Source organism: Kribbella pratensis (genome assembly GCF_004365355.1).
In the GTDB taxonomy this organism is placed as follows: domain Bacteria; phylum Actinomycetota; class Actinomycetes; order Propionibacteriales; family Kribbellaceae; genus Kribbella.
The window spans coordinates 85,812-99,579 of sequence record NZ_SODP01000005.1 but is presented as its reverse complement, the minus strand read 5'-3'; the positions used below and the strand labels follow the sequence as shown (position 1 = coordinate 99,579).

The 13,768-nt window shown below is 68.7% G+C and carries 14 protein-coding genes; 4 read left to right on the top strand and 10 right to left on the bottom strand.

Translation table 11 applies throughout. The features are described 5' to 3' along the window. Positions 1 to 73 precede the first annotated feature (73 nt). The 4 genes from EV653_RS38590 to EV653_RS38575 are packed head-to-tail and all read right to left on the bottom strand — an operon-like array spanning position 74 to position 3,790. A complete protein-coding gene (locus tag EV653_RS38590) occupies positions 74 to 1,012 on the bottom strand; it encodes an SDR family NAD(P)-dependent oxidoreductase (RefSeq protein WP_134111254.1) in 939 nt (312 codons plus the stop codon). Beyond that, the gene (locus EV653_RS38585; protein ID WP_134111251.1) at positions 1,009 to 1,446 is read right to left on the bottom strand and encodes an SRPBCC family protein; all 438 of its coding nucleotides are present in this window, start codon (positions 1,444 to 1,446) and stop codon (positions 1,009 to 1,011) included. The genes EV653_RS38590 and EV653_RS38585 overlap by 4 nt, the downstream gene beginning before the upstream one ends. Further along, entirely contained in the window at positions 1,443 to 2,915 is a 1,473-nt protein-coding gene (locus EV653_RS38580) for an SDR family oxidoreductase (protein WP_134111249.1), read from the bottom strand. The genes EV653_RS38585 and EV653_RS38580 overlap by 4 nt, the downstream gene beginning before the upstream one ends. Further along, positions 2,912 to 3,790 (bottom strand): MerR family transcriptional regulator, encoded by an 879-nt coding sequence (locus tag EV653_RS38575; RefSeq protein WP_166679694.1) that lies wholly within the window; start codon positions 3,788 to 3,790, stop codon positions 2,912 to 2,914. The genes EV653_RS38580 and EV653_RS38575 overlap by 4 nt, the downstream gene beginning before the upstream one ends. A 97-nt stretch (positions 3,791 to 3,887) precedes the next feature. Between EV653_RS38575 and EV653_RS38570 the strand changes: the two genes are divergently transcribed. Both EV653_RS38570 and EV653_RS42415 read left to right on the top strand, forming a co-directional pair. Further along, positions 3,888 to 5,135, top strand: a complete 1,248-nt coding sequence (locus EV653_RS38570; protein ID WP_134111245.1) for an NAD(P)/FAD-dependent oxidoreductase — start codon at positions 3,888 to 3,890, stop codon at positions 5,133 to 5,135. Beyond that, on the top strand, positions 5,132 to 7,063 hold the full coding sequence (locus EV653_RS42415; RefSeq protein ID WP_238160737.1) for a DUF1365 family protein: 1,932 nt from the start codon (positions 5,132 to 5,134) through the stop codon (positions 7,061 to 7,063). Before EV653_RS38570 ends, EV653_RS42415 begins: the two co-directional genes overlap by 4 nt. Here EV653_RS42415 and EV653_RS38560 read toward each other — a convergent pair. Next, positions 7,005 to 7,865 carry an AraC family transcriptional regulator gene (locus EV653_RS38560; RefSeq protein ID WP_134111241.1) on the bottom strand — a complete coding sequence of 287 codons (861 nt, stop codon included), beginning with the start codon at positions 7,863 to 7,865 and terminating at the stop codon, positions 7,005 to 7,007. The two genes, EV653_RS42415 and EV653_RS38560, sit on opposite strands and share 59 nt — an antisense overlap. 114 nt (positions 7,866 to 7,979) lie before the next feature. On the opposite strand from EV653_RS38560, the gene EV653_RS38555 reads away from it, so the two are divergent. Continuing rightward, positions 7,980 to 9,014, top strand: a complete 1,035-nt coding sequence (locus EV653_RS38555; protein ID WP_134111239.1) for an aldo/keto reductase — start codon at positions 7,980 to 7,982, stop codon at positions 9,012 to 9,014. A gap of 2 nt (positions 9,015 to 9,016) precedes the next feature. Here the strand turns inward: EV653_RS38555 and EV653_RS38550 are convergent, their stop codons facing one another. Continuing rightward, complete coding sequence (locus EV653_RS38550; protein ID WP_166679693.1) at positions 9,017 to 9,553, bottom strand: helix-turn-helix domain-containing protein; 537 nt, start codon at positions 9,551 to 9,553, stop codon at positions 9,017 to 9,019. Positions 9,554 to 9,652: 99 nt separating this feature from the next. Between EV653_RS38550 and EV653_RS38545 the strand changes: the two genes are divergently transcribed. Beyond that, positions 9,653 to 11,179, top strand: coding sequence for a serine hydrolase domain-containing protein (locus EV653_RS38545; RefSeq protein ID WP_134111235.1), 1,527 nt, complete (start codon positions 9,653 to 9,655; stop codon positions 11,177 to 11,179). Here EV653_RS38545 and EV653_RS38540 read toward each other — a convergent pair. From EV653_RS38540 to EV653_RS38525, 4 genes are read right to left on the bottom strand one after another with little or no spacing between them, the layout of a single operon-like run. Continuing rightward, positions 11,169 to 11,555 carry a VOC family protein gene (locus tag EV653_RS38540; protein ID WP_134111233.1) on the bottom strand — a complete coding sequence of 129 codons (387 nt, stop codon included), beginning with the start codon at positions 11,553 to 11,555 and terminating at the stop codon, positions 11,169 to 11,171. The genes EV653_RS38545 and EV653_RS38540 overlap by 11 nt on opposite strands. Next, the gene (locus tag EV653_RS38535; RefSeq protein WP_134111231.1) at positions 11,552 to 12,181 is read right to left on the bottom strand and encodes a maleylpyruvate isomerase family mycothiol-dependent enzyme; all 630 of its coding nucleotides are present in this window, start codon (positions 12,179 to 12,181) and stop codon (positions 11,552 to 11,554) included. The genes EV653_RS38540 and EV653_RS38535 overlap by 4 nt, the downstream gene beginning before the upstream one ends. Before the next feature lie 18 nt (positions 12,182 to 12,199). After that, complete coding sequence (locus EV653_RS38530) at positions 12,200 to 13,387, bottom strand: RNA polymerase sigma factor (protein ID WP_134111229.1); 1,188 nt, start codon at positions 13,385 to 13,387, stop codon at positions 12,200 to 12,202. Continuing rightward, complete coding sequence (locus tag EV653_RS38525) at positions 13,384 to 13,713, bottom strand: YciI family protein (protein WP_134111227.1); 330 nt, start codon at positions 13,711 to 13,713, stop codon at positions 13,384 to 13,386. The genes EV653_RS38530 and EV653_RS38525 overlap by 4 nt, the downstream gene beginning before the upstream one ends. Between the last annotated feature and the right edge of the window lie 55 nt (positions 13,714 to 13,768).

The following is a 13,768-nucleotide window of genomic DNA, read 5'->3' as shown; positions in this document are numbered from 1 at the left end:
GCTTCGCCCCCCGGACCCCCCGTATGTCCGGCGTCTGCGCCTGCGGAATGGTTGGTCTCGTGGCTGGCGGCAGTCACCCAGCTTCAGGCTGGATGCCTGCGGCTGCTCGGCAGTAAGCCCAGATCTTGCGGCGGTCGCCGTCGGATTCCTGGGTTCGGGTGAGGTAGTGGGTGGGGCGGGGTTCGCGGTCGTGCCAGAACTGGCCTGTGGGGGGTTTTGGTTCGGTGGCTGCCAGCCAGATGGTGGTGTCGGCTCCTTCGGCTGGTGTTCGCAGCAGGTGCTTCGTCAGGCGGGTGAAGCCTGGGAGGGAATCCGTCAGGCCTGGGGTTTCGGACCAGCCGGGGTGCATGGTGGCTACGAAGGTGGGGGCCAGCTCGGTGGCCAGGAGTGGGGTCAGTGCTACCTGGATGCGTTTGGACCGCGCATAGGCGGTCGCACCTCGGTAGGTGCCGTGGCGGTACTCCGGATCGTCGGTCGGCAGCTGCTGCGTGTACATGCCTCCGGATGCGACGAAGACGACGCGGCCGTTCACCAGCAGGGGTTTCAAGAGCTCTGTCAGCAGGAGCGGACCGAGCACGTGGGTGGCCAGCGTCAGCTCGTGGCCCTGGGGTGATTCGGTGCGCTTCGGCGGCATGACGCCGGCGTTGTGGATCAGCGCGTGGATCGGCTCGCTCAGTCCGCCGGCATAGCGGCGTACGGCGTCCAGGTCGGAGATGTCGCACTCGTCGACCACAAACCTGGCGTCGGGGACCTCACCGCGCAGATCCGCGACCGCACCGGCAGCCTTGCCGGCGTCGCGGACCACGAGGTGGACGGTGGCGCCCAGCCCGGCGAGTCCGGATGCGGTGGCTTTGCCCAGCCCGCTGCGCGCACCGGTGACCACGACAGTCTTGCCTTGCAGGGCGTCGCGTGCGGGGTCGTTGTCGGGCCAGTTCCGCCTGCGGAGCCGATAGCCCAGCTTGCTGTAGCCAGGGATGACCGTCCGGTCCAGGAGCGTATCCAGCATGCTCATGCCGCCAGCTTCCCCAAAGCGTCGCGCAGCCCCTGCTCGGCTTCCTCACCGAGCCGGTCGAACGGCTTGCGGAAGAAGGGTTCCGCCAACCGGGCCAGGCCTTTGAGCTGGAACTCGGCGCGATAGGTGACCCGGGTGAGGTGCGCATCGGTGCTGAACGACATGGTGTCGTGGGCAACGACTGTGCGGTTCTCACCCCGCAGAACGATGCGATCCGGCCGAATGCGTTCCACGACCTCGTAGATCAGCTCGGTCTCCCGGCCGGCGAAGCGTGAGGTGTTGCGGTACGTCGTACCGATTCCGCCGTCGCCCTGCAGCAGCACGGTCCGGACCGTGCCGGGATCCCATTCCTCCGTACTGCGGAAGTCGGCGAGGTAGTCGAAGACCCGCCCGGGATCGGCTGCGACGACCACTTCACGTTCGATGACGATCATCGGGCCTCCTCGGCTCGTTCGGCGGCGTGCGCGATGTTGCGCTGCATGCCGCCGAAGACGACGTCGTGGAACGGCCGGATGGCCGCCCAGTACAGCTCCCCGAGCAGACCCCGGGGATGGAACAGCGCGCGCTGCCGGAACAGCGTGCGTCCGTGTTCGTCGGTCCCGGCCCGCAGCTCGAGCCAGGCCTCCCCCGGCAACCGCATCTCGGCGCGCAGCCGCAGCAACCGGCCGCGCTCGAGCGTCTCGACCCGCCACCAGTCGAGCGGATCGCCGACCGACAACGTGTCCGGGTGCAACCGGCCGCGCCGCAGCCCGGGCCCACCGACGATCCGGTCGAGCAGTCCGCGGGTCCACCAGCCCAGGCGCCACGAGTACCAGCCGCGGCGACCCCCGATGCCCTCGATGACCTTCCAGAGCCGCTCCGGTGACGCATCGACCGCACAGTCGCGTTCGTCGACGTACAGCGAGCCGCCCGACCAGTCCGGGTCGCTCGGCAACGGATCGCTCGGCGCACCGAGTGTCGAAGCGGACGCCCACGACGTACTGACGTCCAGGTCGTGCACCTTCTTCAGTGCGAGCGCGACCGCGCGGTCGAACCCGATCCCGCCGGACGGACGCGGCTCGACGTACTTGTCGATGTCGTGGTTCTTGCAGACGACCTCGTGCACCAGGCTGTCGACCAGCGGCCGTGCGATGCCACTAGGCACCGGCGTGACCAGACCGACCCAATGACTGGACAGGCTGGGAGTCAGCAACGGCACCGTCCTGATCCGGCGCGGACGCAGGCCCGCAACGGCGGCGTACCGCTGCATCATCGCGCGGTACGTCAGCACGTCCGGTCCACCGATGTCGAAGCCCTGGTTCACCTCGATCGGCATCCGGGCGGATCCGACGAGGTAGTGCAGTACGTCGCGAACCGCGATCGGCTGGATCCGCGTGTCCAGCCAGCGCGGCGTCACCATCACCGGCAGCCGCTCGGTCAGGTAGCGCAGCATCTCGAACGAGGCGGACCCGGAGCCGATGATCACCGCCGCCTGCAGCACTGTCGTCGGTACGCCGCTGGCCAGGAGGATCTCTCCCACCTCACGGCGAGAGCCCAGATGCGGCGACAACTCCTCGCCCTCGGGGTGCAGACCGCCCAAGTACACGATCCGCCCGACACCGGACTCGCGGCTGGCCGCGCCGAACGCCAGCGCCGTACGCCGGTCGCGCTCCTCGAACCGCCGGCCGGTGCCCATCGAGTGGATCAGGTAGTACGCGACGTCGACGCAGTCCAGTGCCCTGGTCAGCACGGCCGGGTCGGAGGCATCACCCTCGACCACGTCGATCCGGCTCCGCCACGGACGCCCGTCGAGCCGCTGCGGATTCCGGGCCAGAACGCGGACGTCGTACCCCGCGGCGAGCAGCTCCGGCACCAGCCGGCCGCCGATGTAGCCGGTCGCTCCGGTCACGAGAACCCGGCTCATCGGTTGGTCCATTGCTCGGCAGCGGTCACCGGGTCGCCGTCGACGTACTGCGCACCGACGGCAGCCGCAAGCTCGGAGGAGGCGCCTGGTCCGGCCAGCGCAAGGGACGTGGTTTGCGCCAGCCGGACGAGTTGGGGGTGGACAGAGTCGAAGCGTGCGGAGTCGGACGCGGACAGCATCACCAGCTCAGGTCCGAGCACCGTGGCGGCGTGTTCCACATCGGCCATCGGCGAATCCGCACCGAGGTAGATCACCCGCCAGCCGGACCGCCGCAGTACCAGTCCGAAGGACAGCAGAGCGATGTCGTGTAGCTCACCGGGCGGACACGCCAGTAGCGCCCGCGGACCCTGGCCCCCACCCCACCCAGGAGCCAGGCCCGCGAGCCGGGACCGGATCAGGTTGCTGGCGAAGTGCTCCTGCCCGACGCTCACCTCTCCCCGGCCCCATCGGTCACCCAGGTCGTGCAGGTAAGGAATCAGCACGTCCCGGATGACAGCCTCGATGGTCAGCGCGCCGAACAGTTCGTCCAGCACGTGGTGCGCCGCCCGCTCGTCCAACTCGTCCAGCGCCGCTCTCAGGTTGGCTACGCCGCCGGCCTCGGCCTTGCGTACGGAGACCGGGTCGGCAGCCAAGGTCGAGCGTTCGGCCAGCACGGCGCGCGCCGCCTCGGCCGCGGACAGTCCCTGGGCGAGGAAGGCCCGCATGCGCTGCACCCGGCGTACGTCGCTCTCCGAGTACAGCCGGTAGCCGCCGGCCGAACGGGTCGGCGACAGCAGCCCGTACCTGGTCTCCCAGGCACGGAGGACGTGCTCACTGACGCCGGCGCGCTTGCTCAACGCACCGATCCGCAGACCGCCGGGCACCGAAGTCTCCACAAGGACACTATACAAACTCTAGACAGTCCTTTGACAAGTCCGAGGCGACCTGCCTAATCTCTAGACAAACCTTAGACAAAGATGTGAGGTACCGCCGATGCGAGAGACCGTGGCCGTGGTCGGCGCCGGAGTGTCCGGCCTGACCGCCGCGTATCTACTGACCCCTGGGTACGACGTGACGCTGTTCGAAGCCGAACCGCGGCTGGGCGGGCACGCCCACACCCACGACGTCACCGACCCCGCCGGCCGCCCGCTTTCGATCGACACCGGCTTCATCGTGCACAACGCCCGTACCTATCCCCTGCTCCGCCGGCTGTTCGCGGAGCTCGGCGTACTGACGCGACCGACCGAGATGAGCATGAGCATCAGCGACCCGGCCACCGGCCTGGAGTTCGCCGGCGGTCGCGGGCTGACCGGCGTCTTCGCCCAGAGCCGCCGCCTGTCGGACCCACGCTTCCTCCGCCTGCTGACCGAGGTACGCCGCTTCCACCGCAGCGCCGCCGCCTACGTCGAGCGGACCGGCGACGACGATCTCGCGACCTTCGGCGAGTTCCTCGAGGCAGAGCGTTTCAGCCCGGCCTTCATCCGCTTGTACGCCGTCCCCGTCGTCTCCTGCGTCTGGTCCTGCGGCGGCGGCTCGGCCCTCAGCTACCCGGCGCGGTACCTGTTCCGGTTCCTCGACCACCACGGGATGCTCTCGGTGAGCGGCTCGCCGCAGTGGCTGACCGTCACCGGCGGCTCCCGGCAGTACGTCGATGCCCTCGCCGCGCGGCTGGATGCGATCCGGACCGGACTTCCTGTCCAGGCTGTACATCGCCACCCCGACGGCGTGACGGCAACCGTTGCCAACGGCAACACAAGGGACTTCGACCGGGTCGTGCTGGCGACGCATGCCGATCAGGCGCTCGACCTGCTCACGGACGCGACGCCTGCGGAGAAGGCGGTGCTCGGACAGTTCGAGTACAGCCGGAACGAGACCGTCCTGCACACCGACTCATCGTTGCTACCTGCAACGAAGAACGCCCGCGCCTGCTGGAACTACGTCGTCCGCGACGACGCGCCGCTCACGACGTACTGGATGAATCGGTTGCAGGGCCTCGAGACCGAGGAGACATACCTGGTCACGCTGAACGGTGCCGAGGCGGTCGATCCGGCGAAGGTGATCGCGCGGATGGAGTACGAGCACCCGATCTACACCCCGACGGCGGTGGCCGCGCAGAGCCGGCTGGCGGAGTTGAACACCGGCCGGGTCGCATTCGCGGGGGCGTATCACGGCTGGGGCTTCCATGAGGACGGCTGTCGCGCCGGGGTCGCGGCGGCGGAGTCCTTCGGGGTGCGCTGGTGACGGTCGTCGGTGAGTTCCCCACCCTTCCGGCGGTCGTCACCGGCTTCGTCCGGCACGCCCGGTCGATCCCGATCCGGCACGCGTTCCGGCACCGGGTCTACCAATGGCTCGTCGACCTCGACGACCTGCCGCGCCTGCCCTGGTACCTGCGGCCGTTCGGCGGGTTCGACGTACGCGATCATCTGGGCGGCGACGGTCCGACGATCAAAGCCGGTGTACGCCGGTACCTGGCCGAGCAGGGCATCGAGTACGACGGCCGGATCGTGATGCTGTCCAACGCCCGCGTACTTGGCCACGTCTTCGACCCGATCACCGTGTTCTGGTGCATCGACAGCCCATACGTCGTCGCCGAGGTACACAACACGTACGGCGAACGGCACACGTACCTGCTCACGCCGGATGCGCACGGCAATGCCGAGACTGCGAAGAAGTTCTACGTCTCGCCGTTCAACGACGTGTCCGGCGACTACCGACTCCGGTTCGAGCTCGATCGCAGCCGGGTGCGGGTCCAGGTCAGTCTGTCCCGCGGCCACCACACGGTCTTCGGTGCGAGCTTCGAAGGCGTACCGCGACCGGCCACTCGCCGCGCGGTGCTCGCGGCCGCCGTACGGATGCCACTCATGCCGCAGCGGGTGTCGGCACTGATCCGGGTGCACGGCTTGTACCTGTGGGCGCGACGCCTGCCGGTCGTGAAGCGGAAGACGCGGAAGACCTTGCGTGGCCGCGCTGCCCGGATGATCGTCGACCGCGTGCTCGACCGCGTGCCGGTCCGTGCGGTCTACCCGGACGGTTCCGTCCGCGGCGGCGGTGGCCCGGACGCGCCGACGCTGCGGATCGCCCGGCCTGACGCGATGTTCGAGCGGCTCGCGCACAACCCGAAGATCGGTCTCGGCGAGGCCTATACGGCAGGCGACTGGACAGCCGCCGACGGCACGGACCTCGGCGAACTGCTCACCCCGTTCGCCGCGCAGCTCGCTCAGCTCGTGCCGCACTGGATGCAGCGCTTCCGTCGGCTGGTCGAGCAGCGCGTCCCCGATCGGCTGCGCAACACCCCGAATGGTGCCCGCAGCAACATCAGGGCGCACTACGACCTCAGCAACGCCTTGTTCGCGGCCTTCCTGGACCCCGGGATGTCGTACAGCTCAGCCATGTTCGAGAGCGCCGGGCAGTCCCTGGAGGACGCCCAGACGCGCAAGGTGGAGCGCATCCTCGATCTGGCCGGGGTCCGGCGAGGCAGTCAGGTGCTCGAGATCGGCATCGGCTGGGGCACGCTCGCGATCGCCGCCGCACGCCGTGGCGCCCACGTCACCGGCATCACGTTGTCCAGCGAGCAGCTGACACTTGCGCGCGAGCGGGTCGCCGACGCCGGGCTGAGCGATCGCGTCGACCTGCGGTTGCAGGACTATCGCGCGGTCACCGGTTCGTACGACGTGATCGTCAGCGTGGAGATGATCGAGGCCGTCGGCGAGGAGTTCTGGCCGGAGTACTTCGGCACGCTCGACCGGCTGCTGGCACCCGGCGGATCCGTTGCACTGCAGGCGATTCTGATGGACCACGACCGGATGCTCGCGACCCGGAACTCGTACAGCTGGATCCAGAAGTACATCTTCCCGGGCGGCCTGATCCCGTCCCGGACCGCGATCGACGAGACGCTGGCCCGCCACACCAAGCTGGTGGTGCAGGCCGATCATCGGTTCGGTCCGGACTATGCCGAGACGCTGCGCCGCTGGCGGCGGCAGTTCACCGCGAACTGGCCGGTCATCCGCGCGCAGGGGTTCGACGAGAGCTTCCGGCGTACGTGGGAGTTCTATCTGGCCTACAGTGAGGCCGGGTTCGCTTCCGGCTATCTCGACGTGGGCCAGTTGCTGCTCAGGCGCTCCGGTCCTCGCCCGGTGTCCGGCCGAACGCCTGATGGTAGGTCCGGGTGAAGTGGGCGGAGCTGGTGTAGCCGACCTGGAAGCCGACCTCTGCCGCGGTGAGGGACTGCGTGCGGAGCAGGACCCTGGCCTCCTGCAGACGGATCTGTTTCTGGAACTGGATCGGTGTCATCGAGGTCGCCGCGCGGAAATGCCGGTGGAACGTCGACGGGCTCATGCCGGCCAGTTCGGCGAGGTCCGCGACCAGAAGAGGTTCGTTGTGGTGGCGGCGGATCCAGCTGATCGCTCGAGAGATGTGCGCCAGCATTCCATCGGCCAGACCGATCTGCCGGACCAGTCCGCCCTGTTCACCGGTCAGCAGCCGCCACAGGATCTCCCGCCGGATGCCCGGCGCAAGCACCCGTACGTCGTCCGGGCGGCCGGCGATCCGCAACAGCCGGACGACGGGATCGAGCAAGTCAGGTGTCGCATCGCTCACCACGAGACCGGCGTACTGCGGCTTCCGCTCGGGGGTGTCGAGCAGCAACGGAGCGATCTCGACCGGATCGAGTCGCAGGCTGACGACGGCGAACGGTTCGTCCGGCGTCGCCTTCAACGCCTGGCCGACGACCGGGAGATCCAGCGAGGTGACCAGGAACTGGCCGACGCCGTACTCGTAGGGGACGCCGTTGAGCAACGTCAGCTTGACGCCTGAGGCAACGATCGCGACCGACGGCTGGGCGATGCCCGCGGTCAGCTCGGTCGGTTCGTCGCGCCGGCTGACCTGGACCCCGTCGATCAGGTGCACGCTGTGCCCGCGCTGGCCGGCCGTATGCCGAATGATCAGAGTCCTGAGCTCGTCGAGCAGATCCACCTCTCCAGTGGAGCGACTTTGACAGGATCGCGCAAGCCGGCGCCAGGATGACGCTCACGCCCGGACGCCGCGCGGTGCTCTGATGAAAGGACCACCACGAGAAAGGCACCACCCGTGAATCGCAGAACCCTCGGCGGCACCGGTATCTCGGTCAGCGACGTGGCCCTCGGCGCGATGATGTTCGGCGCGATGGGCAACCCCGACCACGAGGACTCGGTCCGGATCATCCACCGCGCCGTCGACGCGGGGATCAACCTGATCGACACCGCCGACGTCTACTCCGCCGGCGAGTCCGAAGAGATCGTCGGTACGGCGATCCGCGGCCGGCGCGACGACGTCGTCCTGGCGAGCAAATTCGGCCTGCCGATGGGCGAGGACCCGAACCAGAGCGGCGCCTCCCGCCGCTGGATCCGGCAAGCGGTCGAGGCGAGTCTGCGGCGGCTCGGCACCGATCACCTGGACCTGTACCAGTTGCACCGTCCGGACCACGACACCGATCCCGCTGAGACGTTGTCGGCGCTGTCGGATCTGGTCCAGGCGGGCAAGATCCTGGCGTTCGGTTCGTCGATGTTCCCGGCCGAGACGATCGTCGAGGCGCAGTGGACCGCCGAGCGTCGCGGCACCCACCGGTTCCTGACCGAGCAGACGATGTACTCGATCCTGACGCGTCGGCCCGAGGCGTCGGTGTTCCCGGTGACGCAGCGGCACAACCTCGGCGTACTGACGTTCAGCCCGCTCAACGGGGGCTGGCTGTCCGGGCGGACCGACCTGTCATCGAGCCACCGGGCCAGCGGGCGGCCGAGCCACTACGACCCGTCCAGCCCCACCGGCCAGGCCAAGGCGGCCGCGGTCGCGAAGCTGTCCACGCTGGCCGCCGAGGTCGGTGTAACACTCCCCCAGTTGGCCGTCGCCTTCGCCCGGTCCCACCCCGCCGTCACCTCGGTCCTCATCGGCCCACGCACGCAGGAACAACTCGACAGCCTGCTCCCGGCCGCCGAGCTCGACCTGACCGCCGACATCCTCGACCGGATCGACGAGATCGTCCCGCCCGGCACCGAGCTGGACCCGGCCGACAACTACAACGCCACGCCGCCCGCGATCGAGCACGCCCACCTGCGTCGCCGCCTCCAGACGTCCGGGAGCTTCTAGATCTAGTCGTCCGGGAGTGCAATCAGCGACAGCGTCACGCGGTCCTTGCCGGGGGCTTCGGTCAGGTGCGGCTCGATGACGGCGTTGATCCCTTCGCGGATCGCGTCGAGGTCCTCGGGAGCGACGTACAGGGCGAGCTGGCTGTAGCCGACTTGGGGCAGCCGGGTCTCCAGATCGCCGCGCTCGACCGCGCGGTCGAAGTCCGCGGCCAGGCGCGTGAGCATCATCAGGAACGCCTGGCGGTGCTGCTCCGGCGTCATCGCCCGCGCCTCGCGCTCGTCGATCCGGCCGACCTTGGTCTGGTCCAGGCTGAGCGTGCGCTCCGTCGTACCGCGGACCTTCCGTTCCCGGACCACCGTGAGGAAGCCGGCGTCGATGAGTACGGCGACGTGGCGGTACAGCGACGTGCTCGGGACGTCGGGGAGGTCGCGCTTCAGATCGGTCGTCGTCACCTCGCGGCCGAGGACGCGCTGGACGATCCGCCAGCGGATCGGGTGCAGGAGCAGGTCCGACACCGGAGTGGATGACGGCTGGTCCATCAGGGTCGCTCCAGGGTTTTCACGGGTCACCATTAGTCCCAAGTTTGGTAATAATAGCGTGAACGGAAGCATTTCCCTGTCGCCCAAGGAGAACGTGCTGTGTCGCTCACTCGTCGTACCGTGCTCAAGTCCGCCGCTGCCGCCGTGCCGGTCGCCGCGCTCCCAGCTCTGCCTGCATCAGCTCTGCCCGCATCAGCCACCGCTACACGGGAACCGGTCGCGCTCGGGCGGCTGGCCGACAAGATCGAGGCCGGGATGGCGAAGTACGCGATCCCGGGTGTCGGTCTCGGTCTCTGGCACCGCGGTCGCGAGTACGTTCGCGGCTTCGGCGTCACCAGCGTCGACACCAACGAACCGGTGTCCGGCGACACCGTGTTCCGGATCGGCTCGACCACCAAGACGTTCACCGCGACCGTGATGATGCGGCTCGTCGAGCGCGGGCGGGTCAGCCTCGACCGGTCGGTGCGCGCGTACCTGCCCGATTTCCAGACGGCGGACCCCTCTGTCGCGGCGCGGGTGACCGTGCGCCAGTTGCTGAACCACACCGCTGGCTGGCAGGGCGACTACCTCGAGGACTACGGGGAGGGCGACGACGCTCTCGCGAAGTACGTCGCCGGGATGGCGAAGGTCCCGCAGCTCACCCCGCTCGGGAAGGTGTTCGCGTACAACAACGCCTCGCTGGGGGTGGCCGGCCGGATCATCGAGGTGGTGACCGGCAAGCCGTACGAGATCGCCGCCCGCGAGCTCGTGGTGGATCCGCTCGGGCTCGACCACAGCCGGTTCTTCCGGAGCGAGTTGGGCGGTTTCAGCGTCGCCGCGTCGCACAACATCGTCGACGGCAAGGCGGTCGTGGAGCCGTCGTTCGATGCGATTCCGCGCAGCCTGCAGTCGATCGGCGGGCTCATCTCGAGCGCCCGCGACCAGCTGCGGTACGCGCGGTACCACCTGGGTCATCGGGATCTCCCCCACCTGCTCAGCGACCGCAGCCGGTTGGCGATGCAGTCTCACCCCGGTCCCGGCGGCACTCTGTTCGTCGAGCTGAACGGTGTGGGCGTCAGCTGGATGCTGCGTCCGACTGCGCAGGGTCCGACGGTGGTGCAGCACGGTGGTGACTGGTCCGGTCAGCACTCCGGCTTCCTGTTCGTGCCACAGCGGGACTTCGCGATCACGCTGCTGACCGACTCGGAGAGCGGTCCGCTGTTGGTCGCGGAGCTGTTCGCGGACGACTGGGCGCTGCAGGAATTCGCCGGCCTCAACAACCTTCCCGCCGTACCGCGGGAGCTGCCGCCGCGCCGGCTCGCGGAGTACGAAGGAACGTACGTCTCGCAGCAGATCGGTGTCGACGGCAAGCCGGCGGACCTGGCACTCGACGTGACCGCCGACAAGGGTCAACTGGTCGCCGGCGCGGGTGGGGAGCCGCTCCTCCGTCTCGCCTTCTACCGCAAGGACTACGTGCTCGCCCTGAACCCAGACGGCACTTCGACCCACATCCGCGCCAACTTCGTCCGCGGCACGGCCGGCCAAGTGGAGTGGTTCAGGTACGGCGGACGCCTGTTCCGTCACCACCCCACCGGAATCGTGCGAGCCACCGCCCGCGCAGCGAACCTCCGCCTGCTCAGTCGGTAGTAGTAACCATCCACAGATGGCCGTCCGGATCGGTGAAGGTGGCCAGGTACGCCCACGGCTTGCGTGTGGGCGCAGTCACCTGCACCGCTCCGGCGGCGATCGCCTTGGCGGTCTGTGCGTCGACGGCAGCCTCGTTGTCGACGGTCACCGTGAGGATGCACTCGCTCTGGCCACGCTGCGCGGCGGGCTGGTCGCCCAGGACCCAGCCGAAGCCGTCGGTCGGGATGAGCATGAGGCGGACGTCGTCCGCGAGGGCGAACTGTAAGGGCTCGGGGATGCCCTCCTCGTCCAGCTCGCCGACCGGCGTCAGGCCGAGCGCTTCCTGGTAGAAGACGTGCGAGCGGGGCCGGTCCTCGATCGGGAGGCTGATGATCATCGGGTCACTCCAGCGGTGAAACGGGCTGCGTCGGTGCCGGTCAGGTGGTTCGGTGGAAGGGTGCGGCCGCAGAGAACCAACAGGAGGTCCTGGGCGGCGCCGGTGAGCGGTGTGCCGGTGCCATAGGTCCAGTCGAGGTCGGTGGCCTGCAGCTGGATGCCGTTGAGTTCGACACCGAAGTACTTGACCTGCCGGGGGTTCATGTCGTCGAGGATGTAATGCAGTCGCCCGGCGGGGACCTGGCGATCGATCCCCAGTGCAATGGTCATGTCGAGGCCGTGGATCACGTCGTGGGACAGTGCGCCCACGTAGCCGCCGCCCGGGGGCTTCCACGGGTGGTTGACGTTCTGGCGAAGGCATTCGAGCAGTTCGGCTGATGACAGCGCGGCAGCGTCCGCGCGGGCCTGCCGGTCGGCGTACCGGTCGAACTTGCCGCCGGCCCGGATCAGTCCGGCCAGGAACCGGGGCGTCGAGATCCGGTACGGCATAGTGATGTGCGCGACCAGCTCCCGCACCCGCCACTCCTTGCACAGCGTGGGCTGGTCCCAGTCGTCCTCCGACAGTCCGGCCAGCACCTCCGCCAGCTCGGTGCGCTCGGCCGCAATCGCAGTTCTGATATCCGTCATACCCCACCGACGAACGGCTCAGGACCGCACAGACACCTCTCGCAATCTTTTCTGGAGGTACAGCCGCTCCGCGTCGGTGGTCGCAAGTTCGAGAGCTTCTTCGTACGCCGTCTTTGCGTCGGGCCAGCGCTCCAGCCGACGGAGGAAGTCGGCTCGGGTGGCTGGAAGGAGGTGGTAACCGGCCAGAGGGCCTTCCGCGAGCTCTTGTACGAGGCGAAGGCCGACGGCTGGGCCGTCCGCCATACCGATGGCTACCGCGCGGTTGAGCGTGACGACCGGGGTTTGTGGGAGGCGGGCGTACAGAGCGGCGACCTGCGGCCAGTCTGTGTCGCCTGCGGTGCGGGCGGTCGCGTGGCAGGCGGCGATCGCGGCCTGGATCTGGTACGGGCCCGGAGCACCACGGTCGAGGGCTGAGTCCAGCAGGTCGACGCCTTCTTTGATCTGGCCGTGGTCCCACCGGGAGCGGTCCTGCTCATCGAGGGTGATGAGTGCACCGTCGTCAGCGAGCCGTGTGTCGCGTCGCGCGTCGTGCAGCAGCATCAGGGCGAGGAGTCCGCCGGCCTCAGGCTCGGATGGCATGAGCTGGACGAGCAGTCTGGCGAGTCTGATCGCTTCACCGCTCAGATTGCTTCGGACGACATCGGAGTACCCCTCGTTGAAGAGTAGGTACAGCACGGCGAGTACGGCGGGTGTCCGCTGCGGCAGGAGATGCGCAGGCGGTACGCGGTACGGGATGTGGGCGTGCTGGATCTTCTGCTTCGCGCGGGTCAGTCGTTTCGACATCGTCGTCTCCGGGACGAGGAATGCCCGCGCGATCTCCGCAGTACTCAGACCCGCCAGCGTGCGCAGCGTCAACGCCACCCGGGCCTCCATGGCCAGTGCGGGATGGCAGCAGGTGAACATCAACCGCAACCGGTCGTCCGGTACGTCGTACGGCGGGTCCTGATCGTGCTCGAGAGCGGCAACCTGACGCAGCTTCGCGGCGCCCACCGCCTCACGACGCAGCCAGTCGACCGCACGGTTGCGCGCGGTCGTGGTCAGCCAGGCACCGGGCCGGTCCGGTACGCCGTCGACCGGCCACCGCTGGAGTGCCGCGGCGAACGCCTCCTGCGCGCACTCCTCGGCCAGCTCCCAGTCACCGGTCACCCGGATCAGAGTGGCGACCACCTGGCCCCACTCCTGCCGGTAGATGTCCTCCAACGTCACACCGGCGGCTCCAGCACCGGGCGGATCTCGATCGTGCCGTAGCCGGCCGCAGGGTGCTTCGACGCGATCTCGATCGCCTCGTCCAGATCGGCGCAATCGATCAGCACGAAACCGCCGATCTGCTCCTTCGTCTCGGCGAACGGCCCGTCGGTGAGCAGAAGCTCGTCGTCGCGCAACCGCACGGTGGTGGCCTCGTGCGGCGGATGCAGCCCCGCCCCGCCGGCCACCACGCCGCGGGCCTCCATCTCCTCGGACCACCCGCCGCAGCCGTCGGTCGCGTACTCGGTCCCGGAGGGGTCACCGCAGATCATCAGCAGGTACTTCACCCAGCCATCGTCGCAGGTCTAGCGTCGACGGCAAGGAACTTCAGTCGGGAGGTCG